13 protein-coding genes are annotated in these 11,992 nt (G+C 72.0%); 2 read left to right on the top strand and 11 right to left on the bottom strand.

What is annotated here, in order from left to right; genetic code table 11:
* Positions 1–4: 4 nt before the first annotated feature.
* From EDF42_RS14475 to EDF42_RS14500, 7 genes are all read right to left on the bottom strand, one after another.
* Entirely contained in the window at positions 5–613 is a 609-nt protein-coding gene (locus EDF42_RS14475) for a TetR/AcrR family transcriptional regulator (RefSeq protein ID WP_123673248.1), read from the bottom strand.
* Positions 606–1,469 carry an alpha/beta fold hydrolase gene (locus tag EDF42_RS14480; protein WP_260235516.1) on the bottom strand — a complete coding sequence of 288 codons (864 nt, stop codon included), beginning with the start codon at positions 1,467–1,469 and terminating at the stop codon, positions 606–608. Before EDF42_RS14480 ends, EDF42_RS14475 begins: the two co-directional genes overlap by 8 nt.
* Before the next feature lie 136 nt (positions 1,470–1,605).
* Positions 1,606–2,646 carry a glycosyl hydrolase family 18 protein gene (locus tag EDF42_RS14485; RefSeq protein WP_123672961.1) on the bottom strand — a complete coding sequence of 347 codons (1,041 nt, stop codon included), beginning with the start codon at positions 2,644–2,646 and terminating at the stop codon, positions 1,606–1,608.
* Between the two features lie 12 nt (positions 2,647–2,658).
* Complete coding sequence (locus EDF42_RS14490) at positions 2,659–4,308, bottom strand: long-chain fatty acid--CoA ligase (protein ID WP_123340608.1); 1,650 nt, start codon at positions 4,306–4,308, stop codon at positions 2,659–2,661.
* A gap of 56 nt (positions 4,309–4,364) precedes the next feature.
* On the bottom strand, positions 4,365–4,961 hold the full coding sequence (locus EDF42_RS14495) for a TetR/AcrR family transcriptional regulator (RefSeq protein ID WP_123340609.1): 597 nt from the start codon (positions 4,959–4,961) through the stop codon (positions 4,365–4,367).
* Positions 4,962–5,008: 47 nt separating this feature from the next.
* Positions 5,009–5,170: a hypothetical protein gene (locus tag EDF42_RS19040; RefSeq protein ID WP_185040971.1), complete on the bottom strand. Its 162-nt coding sequence runs from the start codon at positions 5,168–5,170 to the stop codon at positions 5,009–5,011.
* 81 nt (positions 5,171–5,251) lie between these two features.
* On the bottom strand, positions 5,252–5,473 hold the full coding sequence (locus EDF42_RS14500; protein WP_123672963.1) for a hypothetical protein: 222 nt from the start codon (positions 5,471–5,473) through the stop codon (positions 5,252–5,254).
* 254 nt (positions 5,474–5,727) lie between these two features.
* On the opposite strand from EDF42_RS14500, the gene EDF42_RS14505 reads away from it, so the two are divergent.
* Together EDF42_RS14505 and EDF42_RS14510 are read left to right on the top strand one after the other, a co-directional pair.
* Positions 5,728–6,678, top strand: coding sequence for an AraC family transcriptional regulator (locus tag EDF42_RS14505; RefSeq protein WP_123672965.1), 951 nt, complete (start codon positions 5,728–5,730; stop codon positions 6,676–6,678).
* 24 nt (positions 6,679–6,702) lie between these two features.
* Positions 6,703–7,635 (top strand): phosphotransferase, encoded by a 933-nt coding sequence (locus EDF42_RS14510; protein WP_123672967.1) that lies wholly within the window; start codon positions 6,703–6,705, stop codon positions 7,633–7,635.
* Between the two features lie 37 nt (positions 7,636–7,672).
* Here EDF42_RS14510 and EDF42_RS14515 read toward each other — a convergent pair whose 3' ends face one another.
* The 4 genes from EDF42_RS14515 to xylA are packed head-to-tail and all read right to left on the bottom strand — an operon-like array spanning position 7,673 to position 11,904.
* On the bottom strand, positions 7,673–8,188 hold the full coding sequence (locus tag EDF42_RS14515) for a nucleoside kinase (RefSeq protein ID WP_123672969.1): 516 nt from the start codon (positions 8,186–8,188) through the stop codon (positions 7,673–7,675).
* A gap of 26 nt (positions 8,189–8,214) precedes the next feature.
* Entirely contained in the window at positions 8,215–9,219 is a 1,005-nt protein-coding gene (locus EDF42_RS14520; RefSeq protein ID WP_123340613.1) for an acetylxylan esterase, read from the bottom strand.
* 12 nt (positions 9,220–9,231) lie between these two features.
* Positions 9,232–10,701 carry a xylulokinase gene (locus EDF42_RS14525; RefSeq protein WP_123672971.1) on the bottom strand — a complete coding sequence of 490 codons (1,470 nt, stop codon included), beginning with the start codon at positions 10,699–10,701 and terminating at the stop codon, positions 9,232–9,234.
* 12 nt (positions 10,702–10,713) lie between these two features.
* Entirely contained in the window at positions 10,714–11,904 is a 1,191-nt protein-coding gene (xylA, locus tag EDF42_RS14530; RefSeq protein ID WP_123672973.1) for a xylose isomerase, read from the bottom strand.
* Positions 11,905–11,992 lie beyond the last annotated feature (88 nt).

Below are 11,992 nucleotides of genomic sequence, written 5' to 3' on the forward strand. Positions count from 1 at the left end.
AACCCTACCGGTTCAGGGAATCCGGATCGTGACCATGACTGGGGGCGGCGGTCGTCGCGCGGAACCCCCGGTCGAGGAACGCGACGATCCACTCGAAGCTCGTGTCGACGTCGGTGCGCATCTGGAACCCACCGGACGCCTCGATGGTCGCGAAGCCGTGCAGGACGCTGCGCAGCAGGCGGAGCGCGTGCACCTCGTCGGCGGGGTCGAGTCCGTAGCCGCGCAGGGCCGCTGCGAACGAGGCGAGGGTGCGCTCCAGGGCGACGGCCAACGGGTCGTCCGGCCCGGTGGGACGGATCCCGACCGTCGCCTCGTACCGACCGGGGTGCCGCTGCACGTACCGGCGGACGGTCTGTGCGGCCGCCTCGACGGCATCGCGCCCGGCGAGCCCCTGCATCGCGTCGCGCAGGTCGTCGCCGAGTTCGTTCGCGGCGAGGATCGCGATCCGGCGGGTCAGGTCGGTGAGTCCGTCGACGTGCTTGTACAGCGACGGCGACTTCACGCCGAGCCGTTCGGCGACGACGCTCATGCTCAGCCGTGCGAGCCCGATCTCGTCGGCCAGCCCCGCCGCGGCGGTGGTGACGGCGGCGGGGTCGAGTCCTGCCCTAGCCACGGTGGCCACCGACCGGCGCGAGCGTGCGGCCGAGGAAGGGGAGCACGAGCGCGAGGACCTCGGTCGGGGTCTCGGTGTGCGGGTAGTGGCCGGCACCGTCGATGACGGCCAGCTCGCCGAGCCCGTCGGGCAGGTCGGCCAGGACCCGCTCGCCCTCGGCCCGCGGGACGGCCCAGTCCGGGTCGGCGCTGCCCTCGATGACCAGGACCGGGCACTGCACGTCCGCCAGCCGTGCACCGGCGTCGGCGGGTGAGGTCCTCGTCATCGCGCGCAGCACCGCCATCCGCTCCGGCTGCCGCAGCGTCGACTCGATGCGGCCCAGTTCCTCGGTCCAGTCGGCCGGCTTCGTCGGCACGGCGAGGTCCAGGTAGGCCAGCCAGCCGGCCAGGCTCCCGGTCGTCATCACCTTGGCGAGCTGGAACGTGCCGGCACGGTGGTGGCGGTTCCGGAGCAGGCCGCCGAGGTCGAACGACTGCTTGCGCGTGAACGGCGCGAGCTCGACGATGCCGGTGACGACGTCGGGGGCATCGGCGGCGGCGATGGTGGCCGCCCCGCCGCTGATCGACTGCCCGATGATGACCGCGGGGCCGCCGAGGTGCCGGACGACGGCGACCAGGTCGCGGGCGATGTCGACGCGCTGGTACGACGGCCAGGCGGTGCTCGAGTCGCCGCACCCGCGGATGTCGACGTTCGCCACCCGGTAGCCGGCGGCGACGAGTTCGGGGACCAGGAACCGGTACGCGTGCCGGCTGTCGCCCATGCCGTGTGCGAGGACGACGAGCGGTCCGTCGCCGCTGACGTCGTACGCGATGGTGCCGTCGTCGGTGCGCAGGTGTTCGAGCATGACTGCCTCCATGGCTAAGTGTGTTAGCTAAAAGCTAAGACTATTAGCCGACGCTGTCAAGCCCGCCATGGCAGTTGCGTCGTGCGGCGGCGGACGGGAGGCCCGTGGCGGGCCCGCACCGGGCCTCCCGTCCGCTCGTCGGTCACCGTCAGTGCACCGTGTCCAGCGCGTCCGACAGGTCCAGCGACCAGACGGCGACCCCGGTCAGGCCGAGCCGCTCGGCGAGTGCCACGCGCTCGCGCAGCGACCGCGCGTCGGACCACCAGAGCGCCTCGCCGTTGGGCAGGGTCGCCGTCCACTCGCCCGCTGTCGCGTTCCAGGTCGGGGTGACGCCGGCCTTCCGGACGCGACGACGGGCCTGGTCGTCGGACAGCTGCCCCGCCGGTCGCGGCCCCTTCCAGTGGTAGCCGTACCCAGCGACGCCGAGCACGATCTGGTCGGCGGGCGCGAGGGTGGCGAGCGCCCTGGCGGACTCCGCCGCCCAGGGCAACGACCCGACCGGCCCCGGTGCGTCCGGCTCCCACGGGCCGTGTTCGTCGTAGGCCATCAGTGTGAGGTGGTCCAGCGGAGCGCGGAGTGCTCTGATGTCGTACCCCGTGCGCGCGTAGCCAGCCGCGGTCGTCGACGCCGACAGGGCGATGTCGAGCCGGACGTCGTCGCCGACCGCCGCACGGAGCTCCCGCGCGAAGGCAGTCAACCCCGCCGTGTCGGCCGCGGTCAACGCCTCGAGGTCGATCATGACCGAGTCCCACCCGCCGGATCGCACGTCGGCCGCGAGCGCGCGGACGACGTGGGACCGGTTGGCGGGGGACCGGAGCATCCTCCGGGCGATCGGCTCGCTGAAGTCGCCGTCGGCGTAGTTGCTGACGAGCAGCTGCGCCTCGAGCCCGCGGGCGTGCGCCCGGTTGCGTTGTGTCCTCGCCTCGCGGGAGGGGGTGCTGACGCGCGTGCCGGTCCGGCTCAGCAGCAGCCCGTCGACGCCGACGACGTCCATCGCCGATGCGTCGGCGTCGATCAGTGCGGGGTCCGCTCCCTCCGGCTGGAAGCCCGTCACGTCGAACCAGGCGGGCGTGCTGGCGTCCGCGCCCGTGGAGCCGGCGCCCACGCCCGCGGGGCCGGCGCACCCGGACAGGACGAGGCCCGCGATCAGGGCGACGGCGAAGCCTGCGGAACGCGGCCTGGTGATCACGCCCCGAGTGTGTCAGGCCGGAGCAGTCGCCGCGTCGACCGGTGTGCTGAACTGCTCGACCAGCGTCCGCTTCAGGACCTTGCCGCTCGGTCCGAGGGGCAGGGCGTCGACCACGTGCACGACCCGCGGGAACTTGTACGCCGCGATCTCGTCGGACACGAAGTGGACGAGCTCGTCGGGGCTGACGGTCGCACCGGCGCGGAGCACCACGGCGGCCTCGATCTCCTGGCCGTGCAGCTCGTGCGGGACGCCGAAGACCGCCGCCATGGTGACGTCCGGGTGCGTCGCCAGCACCTCTTCGACCTGCCGCGGGTACACGTTGTAGCCGTTGCGGATGATCATGTCCTTCGTGCGGTCGACGATCGTCAGGTACCCGTCGTCGTCCTTGGTGCCGAGGTCGCCGGTGCGGAACCACCCGTCGACGATCGCCGCGTCGGTGTCCTCCGGCCGGTCCAGGTACCCGTTCATCAGGTTGTGCCCGCGGATGACGAGCTCGCCGATCTCGCCGTGCGGCAGCAGCACGATCGCGTCGGGCGTGGCCGGGTCGGCGATCTCGACGTCGACGCCCCACACCGGCGTCCCGATCGTTCCCGGTCGCGGTGCGCGACCGACGTGGTTGAAGGTGGCCACGGGTGACGTCTCGGTCAGTCCGTAGCCCTCGTGGATGGGCGCGTCGAACACGGACTGGAACCGCTCGAGGACGGCCAACGGCAACGACGCCCCGCCCGAGATCGCGTAGCGCAGGTCCGGTCTCGCGTCGTTGCGGGTCGCGGCGTCGAGCAGTGCCATGTACATCGTCGGCACCCCCATGAAGATCTCGCAGCCGTGTTCGACCATCGCCGACAGTGCTGCGTCGCCGTCGAACTTCGGGAGCATCACGATGGTGGCGCCGGCGCGGAACCCGGTGTTCATCGTGCAGGTCTGACCGAACGTGTGGAACAGCGGGAGTGCCCCGAGCAGGACGTCGCCGCGGTGCATGTCGAAGGTGCTCATCAGGTTCGTGTTGACCTGTTCGAGCAGGGCGAAGTGCGAGCCCTCTGCTCCCTTCGGCTTGCCGGTGGTCCCGCTCGTGTACAGGATCGTCGCGGTGTCGAAGGGGTCGCGGGGGACGTACGTGTCGAGGGGTACGGCTGCCGCGGCCAGGGCCTCGAGGCGGTCCGGGCTCTCGTGGCCGTCGTGGCCGTCGTGGCCTTCGCGGTCGTCGTGGTCGGCCGGAGCGAGGACCGTGATGACGTCGACGCCGGCGAGCTCGGCACCGGCTGCGCCCTCGGCCAGCAGCGGGGAAGCGCAGACGAGCAGCATGGCGCCGCTGTCCTGCAGCAGGTACTCGATCTCGCGCCGCTTGAGCAGCGCGTGCACGGGGACGACGACGGCGCCGAGTGCGAGCGTGGCGTAGTAGACGCGGGCGAAGTCCGCGACGTTCGGCACGAGCATCGCCACGCGCGATCCCTCGGTGACCCCGCGGGCCCGGAGTGCTCCGGCGTAGGCGAGGGTCTCGGACCACAGCTCGGCGTAGGTGGTGCGGTGGTCACCGACGATCACGGCGACGTCGTCCGGGTACCGCGCGGCGGACTCGGCGAGGATCGCGGCGACCGAGGCGGTGGCCCGGGTCGGTCTGGGGGTGCCGTGGTGAGCGGCGGTGGTGGGCTCGGTGCGCGTCATTCCGGTCTCCGTCTTCGGTGACGAGTGGTTCCCCGGATCATACGTCCGGCCGCAGGTCAGAACGTCGTGCGCTCCTCGAACACCGACATGATCATGGCCGCTCCGAGTCGCGCGCTCCGGGCCGGCTTCGCCGACCCCTGCACGGCTGACTCCACCCGGGCGCCCTCGACCAGCAGCGACATGGTCTCGGCGATGTGCGCCGGCATGTCCGCACGGGTGCAGAGCAACGTGAGGTGGCTCGCGACGTCGCGGAAGTGCTCGGCTGCGAGCGCGGCGATCTCCGGGTCCTGCCGTCCGAGCTCGGCGTGTCCGTTGATGAACGCGCAGCCGCGCCACCCTTCGTCCGCGAAGCACTCCTCGAGGTAGCTGAAGATGCCGAGGATCTCGTCGCGGGGATCCGCCGAGGTGGTGGCGATGTGGTCCAGGGCCCGACGCCACGCGCCGTGCCAGCGTCGCAGGACCGCCACCACGAGCGCCTGCTTGGACGGGTAGGCCGCCGTCAGCTCCTCCACGCTCATGCCTGCGTGCGCGGCGATGTCCTCGAAGCGCACCGGGATCACGCCGTGCGCCGTGAAGAGGTCGTCGGCGGCCTTGGATGCGGTGCGCTGCGCGGTCGTCTCGACGGCCGGGGGCGTGAGTGTGAGGAGCGTCATGGGGAAGTGTGGATCACCCTATCGATCGGTGGACGGACGGCGGGGTGTCAGGATGCGAAGAAGTCCGCGTAGCTCGGGTCGGCGTGGCCCATGTGCGCACTGAGGCGGGCCTGGACGATCTCGTCGAGGTCGGCGGGCGGGGTCAAGCCCCGTCGGCGCCACTCGAACGGGTTGCTGCGGAGCTGCTCGAGCGTGCTCTGGTCAAGCATCGTGGCGTTCTTGTTCTGCGAAGAGTGCGGTCATGTCGATGGCCTGGGTGCGGACGTCCTCGACCGCGGATCCCTCGCGGATCACGCGGAGAGTCCGAGCACGGCGGCGGCGGACGCGAGGACACTCACCGAGACGATGCCGGTGCTCACCGCGGCGATCTGCAGCGTGCGCTGTCGCTGGGCGTCCCGCAGTTCGCTGAAGCCGCCGCGGTGGCGGTTGCGTCGGCCGGACACCGACGTCGCTTCGAAGGCGTGCTTGGGTGCGCTGATCGGGTGGACCGGAGTTGCGGTCACGGCGGTCATGTCGTCCTCGTGTTCTCCTGAGCGGCCCGTTGCCGCTGGATGACACGACCGTACGAGCAGCGGGGTCGTCGGTGCGCGCCAGGACCGGAGACTCGACGGATCGCGGATGTCGGGAGCGGCCCGGCGGTCGAAATCCGGACATCGTCCCGTCGCCACGAGCATCCGGTCCACGCGCCGACGATCGTCGGTAGCGCTTCTCGGACAGCGACACGGACGACGCGCGTCCGTTCGGTCACACTGCTCTCGGTGAACCGATGACAGACGAACGAGCTCGCGTGCAGGACGACGTCCGGTCCGCCGACGTCGACGAAGCACGCGACTTCCTGGTCGGGGCGTACGACGCCTCCGAGTGGCGCGCCGAGACGACCGCGCAGCCCTTCACCTTCCGGTACTCGGCGGTCGGCGACTCGACGATGACGCTGCGCGCGATCCGGTTCGACGGGCACCTCGACGGTGTCATGACGCCGTCGGACGACTTCGTCGTGCAGTGGATCACCCGGGGTACCGGCTTCATCGGCGAGGGCGACGACCGCCTCGTGAGCGCCGTGGGCCGGCCGCAGCTGTGGCCGCAGGACGGCGCCGCGTTCACGTACCAGGACTACGACCAGCGTCTCGTGCAGATCAACCGGGCATCGCTCGAGGAGGTCGCCGGCGAGCGCGGCGCGGCGTCGGGCGGCGTCCAGCTCGACCACACCGTACAGCCCGACGACCGGGCGGTGACGATGTGGCGGAACACGGTCAAGCTCATCTCGCACACGGTGCTCGACCGGCAGGTCTCACCGCTGCTGCAGGCGGAGATGGGCAGGCTGGGGGCACTGGCGCTGCTCGAGCTGTACCCGGTCGTCTCGGCCACGCTGCCGGACGAACTCCTGCTCCCGCGCAACGCGCACATCCGCCGGGCCGTCGAGTACGTGCACGAGCACGCCCACCTGCCGATCACGAGCACCGACCTGGCCGAGGTGGCTTCCCTGAGCCTGCGTGCACTGCAGCAGGCGTTCCAGCGGCAGCTCGGGGTGAGCCCGAACGGCTACCTGCGCAGGGTCCGTCTCGACCGGGTGCGCGACGAGCTCGTGCACGCCGACCCGGCGGGGACGAGCATCGCCGACGTCGCCCGGCAGTGGGGGTTTGCCCACGCCGGTCGGTTCTCGGCCGCCTACCTCGAGCGCCACGGCGAGTACCCCCGGGACACGATGCGGCGGGTGTGACACCCCGACGGTCATGATGGGAGCGTGCTCGACGACGACACCCACCGCCACCGACTGAACGCGGTCCTGCGCGCCGTCGGCACCTCGGACGGCCAGGCCGAACGGCTGCTGGGCGGATCCGTGAACCACACGTACCGGGTGCGGCGAGCGGTCGGTGCCGACGTCGTCGTGCGGTTCCCCGTCGACCCCCGGCGCTCGGACGAGTTCCCCGTCGAGGTGTGGGCCGCGCAAGCGGCTGCCGCAGCGGGCATCGCCGTCGCTCGTCCGATCGACCACGGTGTCCAGGACGGCGTCCCCTTCATCGTGTCCGAGTACGTCGAACCCGACCCGCGGCCGATCGAGCACCCCTGGACATGGCTCGGGTCGTCCGCGCGCACCGTTGCCTCGATCAGCCTGGCGGAGGCGCCGCCGTCGTTGTACACCCGCTTCGGCACCGACCTGGCTCGGGCATGGTCGGCGCACCTGGCGTACAACAGCGCAGCGCTCGTCGCGGACGATCCACTCCGCCGGGACGGCGCCTACACCTCGGCCGTCGCGCTCCGGAGGCACTTCGAGCGGCTGGCCGCGGAGCACTTCGCATTCGGGGTCGCGCACGGCGACCTGGCACCGCGGAACCTGATCGCACGGGGACCGGGTCGTGCGCCCGTGCTCATCGACTGGGGTGCTGCCGAGACCGGTCCGTCACCGTGGACCGACGCCCGTCGGGTGTTCGAGTGGGCGTTCGTCGACGAGACGATCTCGCGGGCCGAGTACGACGAGTTCACCGCCGCCGCCGAGCTGGCCACTCCGGCTGACCACGCGACCCTGGCGTCGCTCACCGCGCTGCACCTCGTCGACGTGACCCGGTGGGCGCGGGAGCAGCGGCCGGACCGGTACGCCGAGTACGTCGACCGGTGCCGGGTGGGTCTCGAGCGCATCGAGCGTCTCGAGCGCATCGAGCGCGCTTCGGGGGAGTGAGCGGCGAGCGAACGCGGCGGCCCGGGGCGGTCGTCGGTCACGCCCCCAGCAGGCCGCACCGCCGCAGGATCTCGTCGACGACCGCCGACAGCGGCCGGGTCGCGTCGATCGGCGTGCCGGGAGGCGTGTCCGCACCGGATGCGTGGAGCCGACGGACCAGGGCTCGCTCGGCCGTGCGGCCCCGCCCCGCCCACTCGTCGCCGGCGCGCGCATCGAGTCGGTCGTCGAGCGTCGCTGCGTCGACGGTCAGGACGAAGACCTCGTCGAACAGGTCGAGGAACGCGCCGACGTTCCGGGATCCGCCACAGAAGAAGGTCACCGGTTCCGAGCGGTCCGCCGCCCGCTGCCGGACCAGCTCGGCGTTCCAGAGGTGGTGGGCGTGCACGTCGAGGCCGGACAGACCGTCGACGGCGGCACCGGTGCGGGGATCTCCCTGGTACGCGAGTTCGCGGTCCCCGTTCACCGCCGGGAAGCCGCGCCGGCGCAACTCCAGGCAGACAGCCGTCTTCCCGGTACCGGAGACACCCTCCACGACGAAGTTCCTGACGCCCATGCGTGGCACGCTACGCGGCCGCGCCGTCACGCCCGTGCGCGCAGGAACGCCACCTGTCGTTCCCAGTGCCGGAACCCGCCGCCCTCGTGCCCGTTGTACGGGTAGACCTCGAGCTGTCGGTCGGCCGACGCGTGCGTGTCGTCCGACCCCAGCGCGTTGAAGGCGGCGAAGGTCGTGCGCGGCGGCACGACGTCGTCCATCAGGGCCACGGAGAACAGCGCCGGCGCGGTGATGCCGGCGGCGTGGTTCACCCCGTCGAAGTACGCCGCGGTGTCCCACACCGTGTCGGCTGCGTCGCGGTGCACGGACAGGTAGGTCGCGAGCTCCAGGTACGGGCCCCCGACGGCGATGTCGGTGCCGCCCTCCCAGTCGCACAGGAACGCGACGTCGGGCAGCACCGCGGTGATCGGGCCGACGTGGGCCTCCACGAGGGCAGCTGCGGCGATGGCGATGCCCCCGCCCTGGCTGCCGCCGGTCAGGGCGATGCGTGACGGGTCGACACCGGGCAGCGTCCGCACGGCGTCCACCAGGCGGACGGCGTCGGTGTACACCCGGCGGTAGTAGTGGTCCGCGGGGGATCCGATGCCGCTCGTCATCCACCCGCTCGCGTGCGGTCCGGAGCCGTGCGGGTCGGGGGTGTCGCCGCCGGCCCACCCGCTGCCCTGGCCACGGGTGTCCATGACGACGTGCACGTACCCGGCGAGGGCCCAGTGCACGCGTTCGCCGGGGCGCCCGCGGCCGCCGCCGTAGCCGAGGAACTCGACCACGACGGGCAGCGCCGTGTCACGACCGGCCAGCGGTCGCGAGACCCAGGCGCGCACCGGATCGCCGGCGAACCCCGGGAACGTCAGGTCCTCGACGACGAGTCCGGTCACGGGGGTGTCGGCCGGAGCGAGGACGGGAGCCGTCTCCGCTCCGGCCGCCCGGGCCGCGGTGATCGTGTCCGCCCAGAACGCGTCGAAGTCGGCCGGTCGCCGGACCTCGGATCGGTGTCGACGGAGTTCGTCGAGCGGGAGGTCGGTGCGTGCCATGGGTCTCCTCGGTCAGCGCGCCGCGGCGCGGTACTGCTCGAGCACCTCGGGGTGCGGGTCCGCCGGCACGGTCGTCGTCGCGATGTCCCACGACGGCAGCGCGCCGGTCAACGCCCAGGTTGCCTGACGCGCGGCCCCGGAGGCCACGTACTCGCCGGGTTCCGGGATGAGCACGTCGCGCCCGAACACCTGCGCGGCGACGGTCCGGACGGCCTCGTTCCGCGCTGCCCCGCCGATGAGCAGCAGTCGTGACACGGTCACGCCGGCGCCCTCGACCGCGGCGAGTCCGTCGGCCAGGGCACAGAGCATGCCCTCCACCGCGGCGCGCGCCAGGTGCGGTCGGTCGGTCGTACCCGGGGTCATCCCGAGCAGTGACGCGGTCGCGTCCGGCCGGTTGGGCGTGCGCTCGCCGACGAAGTACGGCACCAGCACGAGGCCGTCGGCCCCGGCCGGCGCCTGCAGCGCCAGCTCGCCGAGCGCGTCGTGGTCCACACCGAGCAGGCCGCCGATCACCTCGAGCACGCGGGCTGCGTTGAGCGTCGTGACGATCGGGAGGCGCGACCCGGTCCCGTCGGCGAAGCCCGCCACGGTCCCGCTCGGGTCCAGGACCTCGGTCGCGGTGACGCCGAAGACGGTCCCGCTGGTCCCCAGGGACACCGCGATGTCCCCGGGGGCGAGCCCGAGTCCGAGCGCCGCACCGGCGTTGTCGCCGAGTCCGGCAGCCACGACCAGTCCGGCCGGTGCGACCGCGCCGTTCGGCAGTGCCACCTCGACGTCGAGCGTCCCCATCGCCTCGTCGTGGGCGACCACGCGCGGCACGACGACGGTGTCCGCGGTCGGCTCGGAGCCGGCGACGCGCATCGGGCGACCGAGCGCGAGTTCGAACAGGTCCGGGTCGTACTCCCGGCGTACCGGGTCCCAGTAGGCCGTGCCGCTGGCGTCCGAGGCGTCGGTGGCGAGTGCGTCGAGGTCGGGGCCGAGCGGACTCTCGTCGGCCGGGCCGTACCCGCGCAGCCGCCACGACAACCAGTCGTGGGGGAGCGCGACGGCTGCGACGCGGCCGGCGTTGTCCGGCTCGGCGTCGCGGAGCCAGCGCAGCTTGGTACCGGTGAACGATGCCACCGGGACCAGTCCCGTCCGGGCGACCCAGGATTCCCGTCCGATCTCCTCGACCATCTGCGCGGCCGCATCCGCACTGCGCACGTCGTTCCAGAGCAGGGCGTCGCGGACCACGTGACCGTCGGCGTCGAGCGCGACCATGCCGTGCTGCTGCCCGGCGATCGCGACGGCGCCGACGTCGGTGAGCCCGCCGGCGTCCGCGACCGCGGTGCCGAGGGCGTCCCACCAGCGGCGGGGATCGACGGACGTGCCGTCCGGGTGGGCGGCACGTCCCTCACGGACGACGGCACCCGTCGCCGCATCGCGGATCGTGACCTTGCAGGACTGGGTCGACGAGTCGACGCCGGCGACGAGCTGTGTCATCCCCGCAGCCTGTCAGCGCGCGCCGAGCAGGTGCTCGATGGCGAGCTGCTGCAGTCGGACGAAGCCGAAGCCCTTGCCGCCGAAGTACGCGTCGGCGTCGAAGTCCTCGTAGGCCGAGCGGTCGGACAGGAAGGCGTCGTAGGACTCGCCGTCGTGCAGGGTCGGCGTGCTGAGCTCCCCGACCTTCGAGGCCTCGAGCGCGGCTTGCACCTCGGGGTCGGCGCGGAAGGCCTGCGCGCGCTCCTTGAGGAGCAGGTACATGCGCATGTTCGCGGCGGCCGAGTCCCAGACGCCCGTGATGTCCTCGGTGCGGCTCGGCTTGTAGTCGAAGTGGCGCGGGCCGTCGTAGGCCTGGCCACCCTGCGGCGAACCGTGCTCGAGCAGGTCGACGAGCGAGAACGCGTTCTGCAGGTCGCCGTGGCCGAACACCAGGTCCTGGTCGTACTTGATGCCGCGCTGACCGTTGAGGTCGATGTGGAAGAGCTTGCCCTGGTAGAGCGCCTGGGCGATGCCGGCCGTGAAGTTCAGGCCCGCCATCTGCTCGTGGCCGACCTCGGGGTTGATGCCGAACAGCTCGGGGCGCTCGAGGGTCTCGGTGAAGGCGATGGCGTGGCCGAGGGTCGGCAGCAGGATGTCGCCGCGGGGCTCGTTCGGCTTCGGCTCGATGGCGAAGCGGATGCCGTAGCCCTTGTCGGTGACGTAGTCGGCGAGCAGGTTGACGGCCTCGCGGTAGCGCTCGAGTGCGGCCTGCACGTCCTTCGCGCTGTCGTACTCGGAGCCTTCGCGGCCGCCCCACATCACGAACGTCGACGCACCGAGCTCGGCGGCGAGGTCGATGTTGCGCAGGACCTTGCGGAGCGCGAAGCGGCGGACCTGCCGGTCGTTCGAGGTGAAGCCACCGTCCTTGAACACGGGCGCCGAGAACAGGTTCGTCGTCACCATCGGCACGATGAGGCCGGTGGAGTCGAGCGCACCCTTGAGGCGGTCGATCTGCGTCTGCCGCTCGGCGTCGGTCGAACCGAACGCGAACAGGTCGTCGTCGTGGAAGGTCAGGCCGTAGGCGCCGAGTTCGTCGAGCTTCTCGACCGCCTCGACCACGTCGAGGGCCGGACGGGTCGGCCCGCCGAAGGGGTCGGAGCCGTTGTAGCCGATGGTCCAGAGACCGAAGGAGAACTTGTCTGCACGGGTGGGCGTCGTTGCCATGGTGGTCACCGTTCGTCGTCGAAACAAAATGTTGCCGCGCCCAACATAAGCGGTAGTGTTGGCTGTGGCAAGGACGTGATCGCAAAGG

Source organism: Curtobacterium sp. PhB172, from assembly GCF_003752545.1.
Taxonomy (GTDB): domain Bacteria; phylum Actinomycetota; class Actinomycetes; order Actinomycetales; family Microbacteriaceae; genus Curtobacterium.